The organism is Paenibacillus sp. BGI2013 (assembly GCF_002843485.1).
Taxonomy (GTDB): Bacteria; Bacillota; Bacilli; order Paenibacillales; family Paenibacillaceae; genus Paenibacillus; species Paenibacillus amylolyticus.
Genome location: NZ_PJFA01000004.1, coordinates 199913 through 219339, shown reverse-complemented (window position 1 = coordinate 219339; position 19427 = coordinate 199913). Strand labels below are relative to the sequence as shown.

The window sequence follows — 19427 nt, the reverse complement described above, 5'->3', positions numbered from 1 at the left end:
ACTGCTCTGTCGATTAGAGTTCTTTGCCGTTACTTTGAATAACTTTTTTGAACCATTCAAAGGATTTTTTCTTGCTGCGTTTCAACGTACCATTTCCAGCGTCATCTTTGTCGACATGTATGAAACCGTATCGTTTACTCATCTCTCCAGAACTTGAGCTTACTAGATCAATGCAACCCCAGGACGTGTAACCCAACAACTCTACGCCATCTTCTTCCACTGCTGTTATGAAAGCTTGGATGTGTTGACGCAGATACTCGATTCTATAATCATCCGCAATATATCCCGTCTCATCAGGAGTATCTATCGCTCCTAAGCCATTTTCAACGATGAATAGTGGCTTTTGATATCGGTCATACAAGGAATTCATTGTAATTCTTAGACCTTCAGGATCGATTTGCCATCCCCATTCACTCGTTTTCAAATGAGGATTGCGCAGTGTTGGAAACAGGTTAGCTGCCGTTTGTGTGTTTACTTCCGGGTCTGCACTGGTTAATCGTGAACCATAATAACTGAACGAAACGAAATCAACCGTATTATTTTTCAAACATTCCTCGTCCCCGTCTTCCATGGCTAAATGAATATTCATTCGTTCTAACATTTTCTTGGCATAGTTTGGGTATTCTCCTCGGGATTGTACATCGACGAAGAAGTAGTGCTCGCGATCTCTTGTCATGGCTTTCCAGACATCATCTGGTGCACATGTATACGGATAAGTGTTGGCACCTGCTAACATACAGCCAATCTTAATTTCCGGGTTAATTCTACGCGCAATTTCAGTTGCTTTTGCACTTGCGATCAATTGATGATGAGCCGCCTGATACTTCACAGCATCCTCATTCTCACTTTCTTCAAACACTAGGCCAGAGCTGCCAAAAGGTAGATGCAACAGCATGTTAATTTCATTAAAGGTAAGCCAATACTTCACTTTATCTTTATAACGGGTGAAGATCGTTTCACACAGTCTCTCATAATAATCCACCATTTTTCGACTTCTCCACGATCCAATAGTTTTCACCAAATGAATAGGGACATCAAAATGGGTAATGGTGACTAACGGCTCAATGCCATACTTCAAACATTCGTCAAATACATTTTCATAGAATTTCAAACCCTCTTCGTTGGGTAACTCGTCATCTCCATTAGGGTAGATCCGAGTCCATGCCAAAGATAAACGGAAACACGTAAAGCCCATCTCTGCAAATAAAGCAATGTCTTCTTTATACCGATGATAAAAATCAATAGCCTCATGACTCGGATAAAAATGTTCTTGATCACACTCCAACATTTTTAACTGTCCTCGCATGACAGGAACACGATCTTTCCCTGCCGGGATTACATCAACTGTGGATAGCCCCTTGTTGCCTTCTGCATATCCACCTTCACATTGGTTAGCAGCAACTGCCCCACCCCACAAAAAGTCTTTTCTTAAAGTCATTAAAACACACTCCTAACCTGTAGTTTTGTTAAGCTTTGACAACCAACAATGTATTGTTAAAATCAATATTTTTGGGACTAGTCTCTGCGATCACATCCGAGTAACTATACGAATTGGTTACAATAACGGGCGTTTGAGTGACATATCCTTCTTGTCTGATTTTGTCCAGATCAAAAGTCAGCAAGGTCTGTCCTTTTGTAATTCTCTGACCTTCTTCAACGAACGCTTCAAAATATTTTCCGTTCAGCTTTACCGTATTTAAGCCGACATGAATAAGAATTTCGACTCCTTCATCGGATAATAGTCCAATAGCATGTTTCTTAGGAAATAGAGATACAATCATGCCATCAAATGGAGCAATGACTTTCCCCTCGCTAGGTTCAATAGCAATTCCTTTACCCATTGCCTCTGATGCAAACGCTGCATCTTGTACATCCTGAAGTTGAATAAGCTGACCTTTAAGTGGCGTTGCAATAACAGAATCTTTAATTGTAATGACTTCATCCGCAACCCCACTCCCTTCGTTCGCATTTGAAACAGTGTTCTGTGAAGGTGCATCTTTTTCATATTTCAAACTGAGCAAATAGGTAAGTACAGCAGTTACGACAGTTGTTATAACAAGTGCGATCAAAATGTTATATAGATTCCAGATATTTTCACCAATGTACAGAGGAATCGCCGGGATTCCTGAAGCGCCTGTTGCGTAACGAGAAACATCCATTAGCCCTGCAAAGAGTCCCCCACTGGCAGCTCCAATCATACCCGCGACAAGTGGGTATCTCTTCGGTAAATTTACGCCGTAAAGAGCTGGTTCCGTGATTCCCATCAACGCGGTGATCCCACTGGAAGCAGAAATTTGTTTTAATGCTTTATCCTTGGTTCTCATCCCTACAACTAATGCCGCAACACCTTGACCTATACAATTGATCATCGCTCCAGGACCGAGGATATTCTCATAACCTGATGTGGTGATTTGAGCAATGGATAGAGGAACAATATTATGGTGCAGTCCAAACATAACCAGTATTGGCCAGAAGGTTGCTACCAGGAAAATAACCAGCCAGCTACCATGTGCACCCAGGAATTCAAAACCCATCGCTAAATAGGTTCCAAAAAATGACCCCAGTGGTCCCAATACGGTTAAAGCCAAAATTCCCGTTACTAAAATAGTGCACATGGGAACAAAAATAACTTTCACTGCATTCGGAATGATCCTTTTAAACAACGATTCAATATATGATTGTGACCAAACGATTAAGAGAATTGGAACTACAGAAGAACTATAAGATACAAGAGTTAGCGGGATTCCAAAAACACTCACGTCAGACCCATCCAAACGCAATTGTGTCAAGTTGGGATGGAGTAAAACACCGGCTAAAACGAGTGCTAAGACGGGACTGCATTTTAGTTTGTTTGCGGCTGAAAACGCCAACAAGAATGGTAAAAAGTAGAAAATAGCATCTGACATAAGACTTACGACATAGTAGGTTTGGGAATCTTTTGAAATCCAGTTGAACAAAATAAGTAGAGCGAGTAATGCCTTGATCATACCAGCCCCAGCTATAGCAGGGACAATCGGACTAAATGTCCCCGAGACGAAATCGATTAATTTCCCCAAAATACTAACTTTTCTAGCTTGAGTTGGTTCACCCGATGAACTCGCGTTAGGTTGAAGATGCTTGATCACTTCTTTGTAAACGTCTTCAACATGTGTGCCGATGACGACTTGAAATTGTCCGCCGCTCTCAACCGCATCAATAACACCGTCAAACGATTTAAGCGCTTTTTGATCTGCTTTATTAGTATCATTCAGTGCAAATCTAAGCCTAGTCATACAGTGAGTCAGAGTGGATACATTCTCACTACCGCCCACTTTCTCTACAATATCTTGAGCCAACTTCTCGTATTTCTTGCTCATCCAATAATGCCCCCTCTTGTTGTTGCCATCTAAATGAATGAGACCAAAAGCGCTCTAAATAACTTCTCTTTGCAATAAAAAAAGCTATTTATCTGAAATACATAAAGGCTGCATTCATTACACCTTTAAAATATCATCTGATAAACAGCTATAGCCAATACCTATAATTCATACTTTATTATGCCTGAAAGGCATGCCTGATATGTTCCAAAAAACGTACCTCCGTTTGACTGAATACCTTATGTTTTTTCCAGACAATCACTGTTGGAAACTGAAGTTCCGGTTGAAAAGGTCTGAAGCATAATGTGTCAGACTGCTTCATTGCAAGCGCACCCTCAATACAGATGGCCGTCCCTAACCCCTCCTCTACGAGGTTAAGTATGTTAGATATTAAATTATAGGTCGCAACGAAGTTTAAATGTGCATACTCATCGGCAAACCAGCTTGCAATCTCATTCTGTACGACAGATCGGCTGGATATGAGCAGAGGCACTCCGGCTAAATCGGTTGAAGTGACATATTCTTTTTGTGCAAGAGGTGATGAGGTCTTCATAAGGACTCCCCAGCGCTCCTTCTGGGGCAGTCTGATGAAATCGTATTTCTCAATGTTAATGGGCTCTAACAAAATGCCCACATCGAGCAGTCCTTTATCGATTCGCTCCTTTATATCATCCCCCGTTCCACTATAGATGTGATATTTAACCTGCGGATACTCCATATTGAAGTCTTTTAATAATTGTAAAATAACATTGGACGTTAATGATTCAACACTCCCGATCGATATGGTTCCTCCAACCAGGTTGTTCTGATCTTTAAACTCTTTCTCTGTTTTATCCGCAAGTGTGAGAATTTCTTCTGCTCTTTGACGTAAAAGCATGCCTGCATCTGTCAGTGTTATTTTACTTTTCCCGCGTATAAACAATTGAGTTTCTAAATTTTTTTCCAGATCAGCCAACTGTCTGCTTAACGTTGGCTGTGTCACATGTAAGATCGTTGCAGCATGTGTGATATTTTCTACTCGAGCTACTGTCAAAAAATATCGAAGTACTCTTAACTCCATAATTCCTCCTGATTTACGTTCATTTAAGTGTCTACTGAATCATTCATTTCTTTACTATACCTTCCTGTTAACCAGAAGAAGACAGTTGATTGGGATAATCAACTGTCTGTTGTTTCAAATAAAGAAGATTATTTCTCTGGAATGATTTCATTAACGCAGGCTAAAGCATTTAGTGTTCTAGGAAATCCCATGTAGGGAAGGCAGTGAGTTAGAGCGGTGATCATGGTTTCTTTATTATTGCCAACATTGATGTTACCCTGAACATGTGCTTTGACTTGACTATCCGCACCTCCGAGTGCACTTAGTATACAAAGAGTAAGCAGCTCTCGTGTTTTCAGATCCAGACCACCACGGGTATAGAAGTCTCCAAAACAAAATGCTGAAAGATAGTCCTGTATATGCTTCTGATTTGACGGGGCATTTTCCCGGTTTTTCTCAATAATATCGCCAAAAAGCTCTTTTTGAATACCAAGTCCTTTGTCAAAGCGATTATCTTCTTCAACCCGTTTTTGACTTTCAAGAGGCAGTGCAACATTTCGCTCTTTGAACACTTCATTCATTTCCGATATGGCATTTAAGGTTTTGGGGAATCCCAAATAAGGTGCGCATTGATAGATTGCTTCTTGGATCTCCGTTGGAGTCAACCCAACATTTAGCGCTGCACGAGTATGTGCTTTGAGCTGTGGCAACGTTTGATTAGTAGCCAGTACGACCAAAGTAATAAGCTCTCGTTGCTTATCGTCAAGAGTACCTTGATCAAAAATTTCACCAAATATGAAGCGACTTAATATGTCCTGAAATTCAGGATCTGTAGCATATGCCGCTGGAACTCCCTCGCCGAATAGCCTTTTATATGTTTCCTGGCTCTTTTCGATTCGATTCATATTCATCTAACCTCCTGTTTCTTTTTAGTTAAAACTAGGTGTACCCATTTTATATTGAAAGAGGAAAGAATCCATATCCTATTCATATCATTTTATTGCCTAATCCTATCAAATGATTGTTTGTTGATGAAAAAAGCGAACAAAGCACTTGCGTGCCCTGTTCGCTCTTCTTGGTGCAGCCATATTACTGTCTTCACCTTACTCGCCCAAGCTGTTCCAGAATGATTGGAACGCGCCTTTCTCCACTTCCAGGAATGCCGGAACATTACCATAACGCACCAGACCTTCACCGAATAGAACCAGTGGGACCTGCGTTTTATCTTCCAGCGTGAGATAGATGATCTTGCGATCTTCCTTGCCGTAGAGGTTCTCTTCCAACTCTGGGCTCGTTGCGATTGGTTTGGCAGCATTTAGCGATGAGATGAAGCTTTCCAGTGATTCATCCGCTGCTAACGGTTGAAGCTGCTGCAATCCATTATTCCAGCTGTTAAACGTCTCCCATTGCGCCGAGGCGATGTTGCCTTCGAGATGAAGCTTGCCGATCAGGTCGGCACCAGTACCAATGGTGATCCCGTTGTTCTTGTCGAATAACTGAGCATACACCTGACCATCGATCTCGGTGTAGGACATGATGCGGAAGTCCTTATCGTAGCCATTAACAGCATAGATGTCAGCTTCGCCAATGTTGGAAGCAAGCTCCGTATATTTATCCTGGCCGCTCAGCTCATCAATGCCGCCAGTGGTGGTACCCAGTTTATCCCCCCGCAGGCTGAGTGCATTTGCACCTTCAAGCAATGTTGGGGACTGTGTATATACGCTTCCTCCATATACAACCAGTTGCATCATATCAGCCATCGCGCCTTTGCCCTGTGAACTCGGCAACTCCATCTTCGGAATCACGATCGGATCAAACGATGCTCCTGGAGTCACCGCTGCCACCTGTGGTGTTGGTGCGGCTGGTCCATTGAATTGTTGCCATACACTTGGCGCAGCCAATCCAATGCTGGCAGCGATAACAACACTTGCTGCAATGTATAGTGGTTTACGTTGACGTTTTGGTCCCTGATGTTGCGTGTTTAAGGATTGCTCTACCCGTTTTTTCATTTGCTCGTTTGTTTTCATATGATCCACCGCTTTCTTGTAGTTTTGTTTGAATTGTTCTTCGTTCATTACAGTTCCTCTCCTTCCAGCTCCAGTTTTAACAGCTGTCTTCCTCGTTTCAATCTCATTTTCACTGCTGATTCGCTAATCTCCAGGATCTCGCTGATTTCTCGGATCGGATAATCTTCGTAATAATACAGATGAACCACCGATCTATACTTGACGGGCAGTGACAGCACAAGTTCGATCAGCGCGTGATCTTCAGGGTTGTCTGTTGTAAGAGGATCGACTCCCTCCAGCTTGACCTCCCGTTTGCGCCAGCCTCTGCCTAATAAGGATTTGCAATGATTGGTGATGACCCGAATCAACCATGCTTTTTGATGCTCCGCATCGTTGAACGTAGGGGCTTTTTCTATTAGTTTGATGAAGGTATCCTGAGTGGCTTCCTCCGCGTCTTCTCGTCTGCCGAGGTGCACCATGGCAATCCGGAACAGCGTATCCGCGTATGTCTCATAGACTTTCATCACATGATCGCCCAGCTGGGGCACTGATCGCTGCATGGTTGTTATGCCCTCCTTTATACCTCTAACACTCTTACGGACGGCATTTGGTCACATTTTGTTTTAGGATTTTTTTACTGGTCCATTTCATTCAAAATGCAAAAAAAGAAAGCAGCTCCATGAAAAGGAGTTGCTTTCTTCATCTTCGTCTTTATTTTCATATAAAATGCATATCGTTTCACCGATTAGAATTTCTTCTGTAAAAGCTCGATATTGTCTTCCAAACTGCTGTCCAAGCTTACGCCTACCTTCTGCAGTTTGTTTTGGTAATATGCTTTTACATCTTCCCACTTATAGTATGGATAGGTCTTTGTTTCGATCGGGAAGGCGATCTCTTCTTCATTTCTAAGCATTTTCACGAGAACATCCTTACCATTGGAATACAGAATCCATTGAATATTTGCTCCCATTGGTGAGATAACCGAGCCATTCCAGTTTTGGGTCACGTCCTGCGGTTTGTCGATACTCACATTAGCTCCGGCGATATCCAGGAATGAAGATAGTGGAATAATTGTTTCTGCGTGAGCAAAACGAAATATACCAGCCGTGTCTTTCTGCTGAATGGACTGTTCGGTAGACACGATCAACTCTTTGACCAGAGGTGAAATGATATTTTGCGGCAGATCCGTTGACGTTAAAGATGGACCTTTTTCATAAAAGTCATTGATATTGTCAATGCTCTCGTACCATCTCAACTGATTAGCCGTGAAATACCGCCCGAATTCGAAGTCACCTTCTCCTTTAATATTCGAAGATATGATGTAGAGTTCATATAGATTAGAAGCAGCCTCGGTTGGGTTGCTGAGCTTCACTTTTCCCTTCTCATCTTTCAGTTCAAACTCTCCAGCGTTCAGCCGTTGATAGAAGTCATCAGAGAAAAATTGCAGAAGGACCTCTTTTGCATAACGCGTTCCAGTGCTCTGTGTGACATAATCCTCGTATAACTTAACCCAGTCTCCATCTTCTACGTACTCGTTATACTTCGTAGCCAAGTCGTAGGGCCGTAGATAGGGGTCTTTCCCTTCTTCAAAAGCTGAAGCCAGAATGTCTACCTTGTTATCTCCCAAGCTTTCCTTTAACCCGTCAATAAACTGATCTCTGCTCTGCGGCGTTCGATCTTTGAAGGTTGCTTGTGCAATCACTTTTTTATCCGATGTAAAGAGTTCTTTGAAATTCTGCCCAACTCTGGCCCCTATTCCTTTCAGTTCTTCTCCACCCGTAGTGGATAACAATCCATAATGATCTTTTTCAACCTTCATCAGATTGCCAATTTCCTTCTTCAGCTCTTTGCCCAGATTAGTGATCTGCCCGTCCTTTTCAGCGATGTCGAGCAGTTCAAATAACGTCTTGTCGTACTTGGAACTGGATAGATGTCTGGAACCATGTCTCCCTATGTAGTTAATAAATATGGGTTCATATCCAATAGGAGCTTTTGTATAACTTGTTTCCTTAAAAGGATATGGCGTTTTGGTACCGCGGTACCCCTGCTGATCGCTCATTTTTTGTCCAACAAACACCGATTGGGTGTTGTTATCCCAGTCTACCTCTTGCCCCAAGGCTTCACCAATCGCTCTTGCAGGTACATAAGTGACCCCATTGTAGAGAAATGATTCGCCTTCCACCCTTTGACCGTTTACAACAACATTAGCCGATTGTTCAGAAACTTCGATCATGCGTTTGGAGCCTGCGCCATATACGTCAAACACACTTACAGACGTTAAGATGGCGAGTGATGCTACTGAAATTACGATTTTTCTGATCATCATAATGAATAGTTTTCTCCTTATTCCGCCTGATATTGGTTTATTTTCGCTCATCATACTATAGGTGAGAAGTGTCTGCGCCGTATCCATCCTATGTTAATTAATTGTAAAAGAGTACATATAAATATTGACGTAAAGTCTCATACGACAAAAAGAGCCGCTCCTTAGCGACTCTGACTTTTCATTATAAAAAGCTATCTTCTCTGCCATACAATAAAAAGATAATTGCTATTTGCCCCGCATTACAGCGGTTTTCTATATATTTTTATATCTATCCCTGACTCCGTCGGATGACCTTCTCCAATAAGTGTCTCACAGTTCAAGAAGGATAAGGCTTTGCTGTCTGTAATCATTTTGGGGGAAGTACGAAATAAAGCAGTTTTCAGCGTTTTATCAATATTCCCGTTATTTTCGATATAAATTTTGCATGAATGCCCTGAGTTGTCGGTTCCTTGGAGCATGTATCTTGCCGATAGAGTATGCGGACCACCATTCTTCCCGATGATCTGCGTATCCACTCCTCCACCCAGCACAATTCCCTCAAAGTACTTTCCGGTTACGCTGCCTGTAAAAGTAATCATAACAACCGAATCATCTTCGCTATTTTGCAAATCAAATGATTTCTCAATGTTCACATGTACCGTAAACAATTCCTCTAATTTCACGTATTCTCACCTCCATATATGGACAATTATAACTCTACTCATTAGACTGCTTCACTAAAAAAAAGATTTACATATTTCCTTCAAATCATTTAAAATGGTTTACACAATGTAAAGGTTAACAAGTTGTAAACGAAGGGGTTAATGACGTACATGAGTACATTACCAAAATCAGTTCGCTTTCCACTGTTCATTCTGATGTTAAATCTGTTTATCGCTTTATTGGGGCAAGGGATGCTTATCCCCATATTGCCGGAGTATTTGAAGCTTTTTCATGCGGGAGGCACAGTAGCAGGATTTTTAGTTGCCGCCTTTGGTGCGGCTCAATTCTTCTTTTCACCTCTCGGGGGACAACTGTCTGATCGATTTGGACGCAAAAAGTTGATCATTGCAGGTATGTTTCTGTCTGTCATTTCAGATATCATATTTGCGCTGTCGACGTCATTGCCGTTCCTCTATGTCGCACGGTTTATCGGTGGAATAAGTCTCGGTTTAATGGTTCCTGCCAACCTCGCATATGTCGCCGATATTACAACGCCAGAGACACGTGCAAAAGGTATGGGCTATTTCGGCGCAGCTATGAATTTGGGGATGGTTCTCGGACCTGGTCTGGGCGGTCTCATCGCCGAGATGGGCATTCGCATGCCCTATTTCTTCGCAGCGGGTCTGGGACTGATTGCGGCCCTAATGACGCTGCTATTGCCTGAGACACTTCCCCCCGAGAAAAGAACGGTCTCCATCCGTCTTCAAAAAGGAGATCACTTGGGCAAGAAAATCTGGAGTTCTTTTAAAGTCCCCTATTTCAAATACTTGATTGTGTTGCTTGTCATGACCTTTGGTCTCATGAGTTATGAGACAGTATTCGCGCTTTTCGCAGAGCAAAAATACGGATTCGACGCTGCAACAATCTCCATCATTATTACTTTGGGCGCGATTATCGGTATCGTTGTGCAGATCTGGCTTTTGGATTGGTTCGTACAGAGAATCGGTGAAGTTAAGTTGATCCGTCTATCTTTAATAGTCACACCCATAGCTTTATTGTTAATGTTAATTAAGGTCAACCTTGTGTTTCTGTTGTTCGCTTCTGCGTTATTCTTTGCCTTTAATTCGTTTTTGCGACCTTCGGTCAGCACGTTAATATCCAAAAATGCAGGAGATCGGCAAGGTTATGCATCGGGTCTGAATACTACATTTTCCAGTCTCGGCACGGTGATTGGGCCGCTGATCGCAGGACTATTGTTTGACAAAAACATAAACTTCCCGTATATTTTTGGTGCAATTATGCTGCTCGCTTCTCTCGGACTGACCTTAAACGCATTTCGTTCGAAGAAAGGACAATTGTATACAAGTGAATGAAAACTGGCATCAACAATTGGGAAATAAACATCGTGATGATTTGATTGCAGCAGGTAAGGAGCTTTTTTTGAAATATGGATTGCTCCAGGTGAAGATTAAGGATGTATGTACGAAAGCTGAACTTAGTAGAGTGACCTTTTATAAACATTTCCAGTCTATGGATGAACTTCTTCTAGCCATTCAGATGCAACTGATCGAACATTTAACGGATGAGGTTAGCCGTGCTTCAACGAAGGACTTGAACGGGCGGGAACAACTCACGGTTATGTTGAATGCATGGGTTGTTTATGCCGAGAATCATCCAGACTACATCCGGTTTATTCAATTGTTTGATATCAACTATGAGATGTATGATTTTAGCCCTGAATTAAGAGAAGAGTATGATAAGTTCAACCAGAACGGGAAAGAGAATCATTTCCTGTTGGACGCTTTATCCCAAGGCGTTGTTGACGGCAGTATTAAGAATCCGTCTCCTCCGCTGGATCTGGCTCAGTTTATCTTCACAACGATGATGGGCATGCTCCAGCGCATGGTAACTATTCGTGGTGCTCATGATAATTCATTGGATATGCGGATGACGGAGCAATTTGTGAAGATGCTGCTTCATTTTGTTTGTAGCGAAGAAATACCCGAGTGATGGCATGGTACATGGATCGATAAAACAAAAGTTTGAAATAAAAAACGGATTCCGTATGCTGGAATCCGTTTTTTTCTTCATTAATTAAGCGTTAATCCGTTAGTACGGGTAATTGTCCTCCAGCTTTCAGTTGACCAAGCAATACTTTGATCCCGGCAGACGTATTTGGTTCCTGCTTTCCATACACAGCAATTCCTGAGCGCACGTTCTGCAAATAGATCGTTTCGTAAGGGTTACCGAGAGACAACAGCGTGTATCGCTGATTACTCTTGTTCATTGCATTAATCAAGGTTTGATAATCACTCCACCCGAACTGGCTGGCCACATTGCGGAATTGGTAAGAAGCAAGAATGACATAATTGGCTTTGCCAATCGCCTGGAGCGTTTCATTCATGTTGCCTTGTCCAACAAGTGATATTTCAGTCTTTAACGACAGGTTATTAGCGGCTTGCAACAGTTGTTTCTCAAGCTGTTTCGCCTGTTCCTGCTCGGCTGCGACAATAACAACCCGGTCACCTTGCTTCATTGGATCAGGAAGCACACCTTCGCGACTGCTGAGTACAGTGACTGCTCGCTCTGCGATTGTCTGCTCCACTGCTCTGTGTGCCTTTGATCCGATGATACCGTTAAGCTGAGTTAGCTTTTGCGCAAGAGTTTGACTGCGTTCAAACAAACCATATTTCGCTTTCATCTCCAAGATTCGTTTCACAGATGCATGTATGGTTTCATCCTTGATCGTTCCTTTGTTCACCGCGTTTACCAGCGTTTGATGGGCCGCTGCTGAATTTTTTGGCATAAGGATGATATCAACACCTGCGGAAACGGCTCGTTCTACCGATTGATTCTCCCCAAAATGCTCTGCAATTGCATTCATGGTAAAGGCATCCGACACAATGAGACCTTTGTATCCCAGCTCTCCGCGAAGCAGTCCTGTCAGTACCTTTTTCGATAAGGTGGCAGGAATCGGCACACGTTCACCGTCCTTGAGGGAAGTAACATGTTCGTTGTCAATGGCAGGGAAAGCAATATGTGCGGTCATAATCATCTCTACATCATTTTTGATTGCAGCCCGAAACGGTTTTAATTCGACCGCATCAAGCCGTTCTCGGTTATGGGCAAGCACAGGCATACCAAGATGGGAATCTACCGTTGTATCTCCATGTCCCGGAAAATGCTTAACTGCCGCCATCACCCCTGATTGCTGTAGCCCTTTTATTGTTGCCAGACCAAGCCGTGTCACCAAATCCGCATCCGAGCCAAACGACCGTATACCAATGATGGGGTTATCTGGATTGCTATTGATGTCCAGCACTGGCGCAAAATTAATCTGCAGTCCCAGTGCCTTCAGCTCCTCCCCTGTCAGCTGACCAGCTGCTTCGGCTAGTGTTGCATCTCCAGTTGCGCCAAGCGCCATCTGACCGGGAAGGTTCGTACCTCCTGGTATTCGTTTAATAACGCCTCCTTCTTGGTCGATGCCAAGAAATAGAGGAATGTCACCTGCTTCTCTTTGTATATCATGTGTGAACGTTGTAAGCTGCGTCACGTCTACAATATTTTTGTCAAAAAGAATAAGTCCGCCCAAGTCCTGATCATGGATAGTTCGTTTCAGCCCCTCATTAACGGTCGTTGTCGCTTTACCATTCCATTGCCTAATGTCAGGCATAAGCATCTGACCAACTTGCTCGCTCACCGTCATATAGGATATCAGTTTGTCCCAATCTTGTGTCCGAATGGCCACTTCACGTTCGAAGCGAATTACTCTCGCCATAAATACGGCATATTCAGCGCGCGTGACAGCTTGGTTCGGACGGAAGGTGGCATCTGAATAACCGCCGACCAAGCCGTTTGAACTCATAATAAGAATGGGTGCTGCTGCCCAATGCCTGTCCGTGTCTGTCCATTTTGCGGCGTTCTTACCTTCCACGAGTGCATATGCCCGTGTAAGGAAGGCCGCAGTCTCTGCGCGGCTAAGTGGTGCATCCGGACGGAAAGTTCCGTTAGGAAAACCACTTGCAAGTCCATTTTTAGCAGCTATCATGATTTCTCGATGGAAAGGATGTGTAGTTGGAACATCGGAATAAGTTGTGCCTTCCACTGCTCTTTGAAGCTGATCTGAATAGAGCTCGCGCACCATAAAAGTGACAGCTTGTGCCCTTGTCACAAGTGCCTCTGGCTTGAAGATCCCATTGCCGTATCCGGCTACTGTTCCCCGTTTCGCCATATACGTGATGCCATCCTCTGCCCACTTTGAATACTTTAGATCAACAAACGTTTCTTCCGCAGCTGCCGTTCCCACCCCTATAAGCATAGAGCCAACAACGGCACCAATAATCGTCATCCATTTTACATGCATTTGTTTCACTCCTGTTGTATTCTATGGATGAATAGACGTTACTACGGTATAGTTTGTTGCGTTTTCATAAGTTCAATGAAATTATATTCAGGTCATGACTATCCCTTCACGCCACCAATCGTCATACCCTGGACAAAGTATTTCTGTAAGAATGGATACACCATCAGAATAGGAACACTTGCAATAATGGTCATGGTCGCTCGAATCGAGGTTGGTGTGACCGCCGTTGCATTGCTCTCGGCAGACTGATAAGCATCACTTGCTGATGAAGTCGCTGAGGTCGTCGAAGTTTGCAGAATCTTCATCAACTCATATTGCAATGTGCTTAATTCTTTATTGGAAGAGTTGTACAGGAATACATCGAACCAGGAATTCCATTGTCCCACAGCTACAAAGAGTGATACGGTTGCCATTGCGGGAATCGTTAGCGGCAGGACAACGCGGATAAATGTCGTGAACTCCCCTGCCCCGTCAATACGGGCTGACTCCAGAATGCCTTCAGGAAGACCCTCAATAAATGAACGGATGACGATCATATTGAAGACACCGATTACACCCGGAATGATATATACCCAGAAGGAACCGATCAATCCAAGGTCTCGAATCAGCAGATAACCGGGGATCAACCCCCCGCTGAAATACATGGTGAATACAAAAAACATCGTAACAAACTTGCGAAGCACAAATTCCTGACGACTAACCGTATACGCGAGCATGGCTGTACAGAAGACGGACACCACGGTTCCAATGATCGTACGCAGCGCCGAGATCAGAGTTGCGTGATAAATATCGGATTCGCCAAAAATGTATTTGTAGTTGTCCAGTGTCCATACACGAGGCCATAGATATATTCCACCCCGAATGGCATCATTTGCATTATTGAAAGATACGGCAATCATATTAACAAAGGGATAGATCGTCACAATCATCAGACATACCATGAAGATGATGTTAAAAGTGTCAAACGCTCGATCCCCGGTGCTGCTATTCCGCAAGCGGGATGTGTTTCCTTTTCGCATGGCATAGGCCTCCTTTTAGAATAGTCTGCTCTCTCCCATTTTTTTCGCTATATAGTTCGCTGAGAAAAGGAAGATGAAGCTGACCACCGTTTTGAATATGCCAGCTGCTGTACCTAAGGAAAAGTTCCCCATCCCTAATCCATATTTCAGTACAAAGATGTCCAGATTCTCCGAATAGTCCATATTCATCCCGTTACCCAGCAGATATTGCGGTTCGAATCCGGATTCAAGAATACTTCCCATGTTCATGATCAACAAGATCACAATAACCGGTTTCAAGCCAGGCAGGGTGATATATAACATCCGTTTGAAGCGACTGGCTCCATCAATCTCGGCAGCCTCATATTGCGCCGGATCAATTGCCGTAATTGCTGCCAGATAGATAATGGTGTTCCAACCGACATCTTTCCAGACCTCAGTTGCCCCCAGAATACCCCAGAAGTATTCTCCTTTCCCCATCCATAGTACCGGACTGTCAATCAGGTGAAGCTTCATCAGCAGCAGATTGATAATTCCGTCTGGTGACAGGACTGTTAATACAATGCTGGAAGCAACAACCCACGAGATAAAGTGAGGCAGATAACTGACGGTTTGCACAAAACGTTTAAATATGACATTTTTCAGCTCATTCAACAAGAGAGCCAGCGTAATTGCTGTCACAAATCCCAACACCAGTTTAATGGAACTCATAACGAGTGTATTTCGCAGCACCCGGTAGAAGGTATTGTCTTCAAATAACGTACTAAAATGTTGCCAACCTACCCATTGCTGATCCGAGAAGGACCTTGCCGGTTTGAAATTCTGAAAAGCCATGGTCCATCCCCATAACGGCAGGTACTTGAAGATAAAAGCCCAGATGACAAAAGGAATACACATCCAGGCAAGCGTTCGTTGCTGCACAAGTCGCTTAAAGAACGAGTGTGCTCTGGTTCCCTTCGGACTCGAGGCCGGAGGCATCGAGTTAAGGGAGACATTAGGTTTCTCCACGGTGAACCTGCTCCTTTCCTGTGCTGTTATTCATGCGAGGAGAAGCCGGAGTTTATGCTCTTTCGTCTTCTCCTGCGCATGTAACAGTTTGTTTTAAAGAGGTTGTTCAAAAAGTCCGCTTTTGATTACGAAAGACGCCTTGCGGCATCATCAGCATCGAATATGGAATTCAGCCGAAATGTCCGTTGCTCACGTAGTTTTCCCTCCGCTCCGCTACTCCATTTCTAGCTTCATCCCATCTTCTTGGTACTGAAAACCGGTCTTATTGAACACGCACTTAAAGTGTTCGTATTACCATTTTCCTGCAACACGATCCTTCACAACTTTGGTAATGGTCGCTTCATAACCAGCTTTATCCAATTTGTTCAGTTCAGCCATGTAGGCATCCCACAATTTATCAAAATTCGATGGCGCTCCCAAGATCATCTCCGGCAAGTATTTACGTTGCAAATCATCCGATTTGGTCGTGAAGATCTGTTCAGGTGATCCTTGCTCCAATGCGATGGACCATGCCGGGAACCAAGGCCGCTCTTCCGGTTTGTTAAACAATTCACTAAAGGTTTGGATACCGTAGGCTTCAAGGAATTTCTTATCTCCCTCGGTGTAAGATGCAGCGGCCACTTCCGGCTGGTTGCCAGGGCTATAAGCGTTACCATCGGTTAGTGTAGATTCACCGCCATATTTCGGCCAGTCTGTCCCAAAGTAGGTGAACCCGAATTTACGGCTGAGCTCCAGATCATCATGAGCCTTGCGTTGATCTTCATTTGCATAATAGAATCGGCCCTTTTCATCCACACTGTACGTCTCGTCCTTGATTCCCCATTGCACCAGAACCTGATTCTCTTCCTTCAGCAAATTATCGAAATATTTGATGATACGAACAGGGTCTTTGGCATTCACCGAGATGCCTGTTGCATAGTTGTTGACAAAGCCCGGAGGATCAACATACTGATCCTTAATTCCTTCATCAAACACAATCGGAAGTGGTGCATAACGTTTCTCATCAATGCCTGCCGAGAGCAGGTTTTTCGACGCGTCTCCAACCTGCCAGCCATAATTGAAGTATCCTAACACACGACCCGAAGTCAGCTTGGCCAAATACTGGTCTTTGTTCATCGTAAAGGATTCCGGATCAAGCATACCTTGAGCATTGATCTCATTTAACTTCTGAATCCATTTTTTCTGGGCATCTGTTCCGGCGACAACTTTTGCCTCATGGGTAGTCATGTCCACCATAACACTGCCATCGTTCGGATAACCGGCAAGATGCATCGCTGGATTTTGCAGTGTGAAGAAGTTATTAGCCACACCCGCAAGTGACACAAATCCGATTGTGTCTGCACCGTCGACAGTTGGATGTTTTTCCTTATAATCCTGAATTAGATCAAAATATTCATCCAGTGTAGTGATCTTGGGATAATCAAACTCTTTGAGCACAGATCGTTGAATCCAGAAAGCTCCTCCGCCCACATTTGGACTACCTGAATACTCACCCTGATTAGCCGTATAAGGCAGGGCATAGATTTTACCGTCTTCGGCATTTTTCATTTTATCGAAATATGGTCCATACACCCTTTTGATATTAGGAGCATATTCCTCAATCAGATCATCCAGCGGAATATAGGCCCCGGCATCCAGTAACTTGGACATCTCACCACTGGAGCTAATGACATCAGGATAGTCTCCACTGGCAATCATGACGCCGGCTTTTGTAGCACTATCACCTACCAGATATTCCATCTTCCAGTCCACACCCGTCTGCTCTTGCAACGCTTTACCGATGGTTGTTTCGCTTGCCAGAACATCCTTCTTGCCTGGAGAGAACATGTAATACGAGAACGTGACTGGACTGTTCTCATCATCACCTGTGGCTGAAGGCGCTGATGACGAACTGTTCTGACTGCACCCAGCCAGCAAAGCTGTTAGTAATACAGCTAAACCCGCTGTTCTAAATTTTGGTTTTAACATGTGAATATTCCCCCGTTCCGTGTTTTCTCTCGTGGATTACACTCACCATTTGCCAGCTACACGATCCTTAACTGCCTGTGTTATCGTAGCTTCGTATGTTTTATTGTCGAGTTGATTCAATTGACTCATATATTCATTCCATGTGTTCTCGAAAGTGGAAGGCGAATCCATAATCATTTTGGGTAAATATTTCTTCTGGAGGTCTTCTGCCTTGGTGATAAAAATCTGTTCAGGAGAGCCCTGCTCCAGTGCAATAGACCAAGCAGGAGACCAAGGACGCTCATCCGGTGTGCTGAATAGTTCTGTGAATGTCTCCACACCATATTTCTCTAACAACAGCTTGTCACCGTCCGTGTAACTAAAGGTAGCCACTTCTGGTTGGTTGCCCGGTCCATAGGCGTTGCCATCCTCCAGCACGGAGTTATTCCCGTAACGAGGCCAGCTGTAATTAAAATAGTCAAAGCCGAATTTACGACTTAATTCTGGATCTTCATGTGCCTTGCGTTGGTCATCATTTTCAAAGTAAAAGCGACCCTCATCATTCACACTATACGTCTCGTTCTCAACACCCCATTGAACCAGAATCTGGTTTTCTTCCTTGAGCAAATTATCAAAATATTTAATAATTCGCACGGGATCTTTAGCATTTACGGTAATTCCCACACCGTAGTTGTTCACAAAACCTGGCGGGTCCACATACTGGTCTTTGACACTGTCATCAAATACGATCGGGAGAGATACGTATCGTTTATCGTCAATACCAGCCTTCTTGAGGTTGTTCGTTGCATCTCCAACTTGCCAGGAGTAACTGAAATATCCCAGCACCCGACCGGACGTCAACTTGGCGAGATACTGATCCTGGTTCATTGTGAAGGATTCTGGATCAAACATCCCCTGTGCGTTAACCTCGTTCAGCTTCTGAATCCATTGTTTCTGATAATCAGATCCGGCTACCAGTTTGGCTTCATGACTCTGCATATCCACCATCACACTGCCATCGTTTGGATAACCTGCCAGATGCATAGCCGGATTTAGCAGGGTGAAAAAGCTGCCCGATTCACCAGCAAGTGTGGCGAAGCCGATGGTTTCTTTTCCATCGATCTGCGGATGCTTTTGCTTGTATTGCTCAATCAAGTCAAAATATTCGTCCAGCGTTTTGATCTTGGGATAGTTAAACTCTTTCAGCACAGCACGCTGAATATAAAAGCCGGTCTGAAAATTAGGCTCTGACACATAACCGATGTTGGCAGTGTATGGCAAGAAGTATATCTTTCCATCCTCCTGTCTGAATTTGTCCATATAAGACCCGTATACCCGCTTGATGTTAGGCCCGTATTGATCGATCAGTTCATCCAGCGGGATAAAAGAACCTGCATCCATCAATTTGGCCATTTCACCACTGGAGTCGATGATGTCGGGGTAATCCCCACTCGCAATCATTACACCTGCCTTGGTTGCACCGTCGCCCACCAGATATTCCATCTTCCAGTCAACGCCTGTTTGCTCCTGTAGCTTCTTGCCAATGGTCGTGCTGCTTGCCAGAATGTCCTTCTTGCCACCGCCAAACGTGAAATATTTAAAGGTGACCGGGGTGTTGTCATTACTGTCAGGATAAGAGGCTTCCGGGCTGGCTTTATTACAACCTGCCAGGGTTACAGCCAGTAAAATGGCCAGACCTGTTATAATGTTTTTTTTTCTAAACATGTAGCAAATGCCCCCTT

15 protein-coding genes are annotated in these 19427 nt (G+C 43.8%); 2 read left to right on the top strand and 13 right to left on the bottom strand.

Annotation, left to right across the window (positions count from 1 at the left end):
- Positions 1-13: 13 nt before the first annotated feature.
- The 8 genes from CXK86_RS12000 to CXK86_RS11965 form a co-directional block, all read right to left on the bottom strand.
- A complete protein-coding gene (locus tag CXK86_RS12000) occupies positions 14-1438 on the bottom strand; it encodes a 6-phospho-beta-glucosidase (RefSeq protein WP_101313786.1) in 1425 nt (474 codons plus the stop codon).
- Positions 1439-1466: 28 nt separating this feature from the next.
- Positions 1467-3356, bottom strand: coding sequence for a beta-glucoside-specific PTS transporter subunit IIABC (locus CXK86_RS11995; RefSeq protein ID WP_101313785.1), 1890 nt, complete (start codon positions 3354-3356; stop codon positions 1467-1469).
- 178 nt (positions 3357-3534) lie between these two features.
- Positions 3535-4416 (bottom strand): LysR family transcriptional regulator, encoded by an 882-nt coding sequence (locus CXK86_RS11990; RefSeq protein WP_101313784.1) that lies wholly within the window; start codon positions 4414-4416, stop codon positions 3535-3537.
- 128 nt (positions 4417-4544) lie between these two features.
- The gene (locus tag CXK86_RS11985; RefSeq protein ID WP_101313783.1) at positions 4545-5300 is read right to left on the bottom strand and encodes a carboxymuconolactone decarboxylase family protein; all 756 of its coding nucleotides are present in this window, start codon (positions 5298-5300) and stop codon (positions 4545-4547) included.
- A 198-nt stretch (positions 5301-5498) separates the two neighbouring features.
- A complete protein-coding gene (locus tag CXK86_RS11980; RefSeq protein ID WP_101313782.1) occupies positions 5499-6470 on the bottom strand; it encodes a hypothetical protein in 972 nt (323 codons plus the stop codon).
- The gene (locus CXK86_RS11975; protein WP_036615805.1) at positions 6470-6961 is read right to left on the bottom strand and encodes an RNA polymerase sigma factor; all 492 of its coding nucleotides are present in this window, start codon (positions 6959-6961) and stop codon (positions 6470-6472) included. The genes CXK86_RS11980 and CXK86_RS11975 overlap by 1 nt, the downstream gene beginning before the upstream one ends.
- A 185-nt stretch (positions 6962-7146) precedes the next feature.
- A complete protein-coding gene (locus tag CXK86_RS11970) occupies positions 7147-8727 on the bottom strand; it encodes a histidine-type phosphatase (RefSeq protein ID WP_101313781.1) in 1581 nt (526 codons plus the stop codon).
- 239 nt (positions 8728-8966) lie between these two features.
- Complete coding sequence (locus tag CXK86_RS11965; RefSeq protein WP_036671166.1) at positions 8967-9389, bottom strand: DUF3237 domain-containing protein; 423 nt, start codon at positions 9387-9389, stop codon at positions 8967-8969.
- 150 nt (positions 9390-9539) lie between these two features.
- On the opposite strand from CXK86_RS11965, the gene CXK86_RS11960 reads away from it, so the two are divergent.
- On the top strand, positions 9540-10742 hold the full coding sequence (locus tag CXK86_RS11960) for an MFS transporter (protein ID WP_101313780.1): 1203 nt from the start codon (positions 9540-9542) through the stop codon (positions 10740-10742).
- A 16-nt stretch (positions 10743-10758) separates the two neighbouring features.
- Positions 10759-11379: a TetR/AcrR family transcriptional regulator gene (locus CXK86_RS11955; protein WP_244988348.1), complete on the top strand. Its 621-nt coding sequence runs from the start codon at positions 10759-10761 to the stop codon at positions 11377-11379.
- A 91-nt stretch (positions 11380-11470) separates the two neighbouring features.
- On the opposite strand, the gene CXK86_RS11950 is transcribed toward CXK86_RS11955, so the two are convergent.
- The 5 genes from CXK86_RS11950 to CXK86_RS11930 form a co-directional block, all read right to left on the bottom strand.
- Positions 11471-13732, bottom strand: coding sequence for a glycoside hydrolase family 3 N-terminal domain-containing protein (locus tag CXK86_RS11950; RefSeq protein WP_101313778.1), 2262 nt, complete (start codon positions 13730-13732; stop codon positions 11471-11473).
- Positions 13733-13830: 98 nt separating this feature from the next.
- Entirely contained in the window at positions 13831-14751 is a 921-nt protein-coding gene (locus tag CXK86_RS11945) for a carbohydrate ABC transporter permease (RefSeq protein WP_036615816.1), read from the bottom strand.
- Between the two features lie 15 nt (positions 14752-14766).
- On the bottom strand, positions 14767-15708 hold the full coding sequence (locus CXK86_RS11940) for an ABC transporter permease (RefSeq protein ID WP_047844314.1): 942 nt from the start codon (positions 15706-15708) through the stop codon (positions 14767-14769).
- 321 nt (positions 15709-16029) lie between these two features.
- Complete coding sequence (locus CXK86_RS11935) at positions 16030-17706, bottom strand: ABC transporter substrate-binding protein (RefSeq protein WP_101313777.1); 1677 nt, start codon at positions 17704-17706, stop codon at positions 16030-16032.
- Positions 17707-17748: 42 nt separating this feature from the next.
- Positions 17749-19410 (bottom strand): ABC transporter substrate-binding protein, encoded by a 1662-nt coding sequence (locus CXK86_RS11930; protein WP_101313776.1) that lies wholly within the window; start codon positions 19408-19410, stop codon positions 17749-17751.
- Positions 19411-19427 lie beyond the last annotated feature (17 nt).

Bases quoted from the DNA above. Each gene is read 5' to 3' on its own strand.
- CXK86_RS11960 (WP_101313780.1), top strand. From the start codon at position 9,540: ATGAGTACATTACCAAAATCAGTTCGCTTTCCACTGTTCATTCTGATG.
- CXK86_RS11930 (WP_101313776.1), bottom strand. From the start codon at position 19,410: ATGTTTAGAAAAAAAAACATTATAACAGGTCTGGCCATTTTACTGGCT.
- CXK86_RS11985 (WP_101313783.1), bottom strand. From the start codon at position 5,300: ATGAATCGAATCGAAAAGAGCCAGGAAACATATAAAAGGCTATTCGGC.
- CXK86_RS11995 (WP_101313785.1), bottom strand. From the start codon at position 3,356: ATGAGCAAGAAATACGAGAAGTTGGCTCAAGATATTGTAGAGAAAGTG.
- CXK86_RS11945 (WP_036615816.1), bottom strand. From the start codon at position 14,751: ATGCGAAAAGGAAACACATCCCGCTTGCGGAATAGCAGCACCGGGGAT.
- CXK86_RS11975 (WP_036615805.1), bottom strand. From the start codon at position 6,961: ATGCAGCGATCAGTGCCCCAGCTGGGCGATCATGTGATGAAAGTCTAT.
- CXK86_RS11940 (WP_047844314.1), bottom strand. From the start codon at position 15,708: ATGCCTCCGGCCTCGAGTCCGAAGGGAACCAGAGCACACTCGTTCTTT.
- CXK86_RS11950 (WP_101313778.1), bottom strand. From the start codon at position 13,732: ATGCATGTAAAATGGATGACGATTATTGGTGCCGTTGTTGGCTCTATG.
- CXK86_RS11980 (WP_101313782.1), bottom strand. From the start codon at position 6,470: ATGAACGAAGAACAATTCAAACAAAACTACAAGAAAGCGGTGGATCAT.
- CXK86_RS12000 (WP_101313786.1), bottom strand. From the start codon at position 1,438: ATGACTTTAAGAAAAGACTTTTTGTGGGGTGGGGCAGTTGCTGCTAAC.
- CXK86_RS11970 (WP_101313781.1), bottom strand. From the start codon at position 8,727: ATGATGATCAGAAAAATCGTAATTTCAGTAGCATCACTCGCCATCTTA.
- CXK86_RS11935 (WP_101313777.1), bottom strand. From the start codon at position 17,706: ATGTTAAAACCAAAATTTAGAACAGCGGGTTTAGCTGTATTACTAACA.
- CXK86_RS11990 (WP_101313784.1), bottom strand. From the start codon at position 4,416: ATGGAGTTAAGAGTACTTCGATATTTTTTGACAGTAGCTCGAGTAGAA.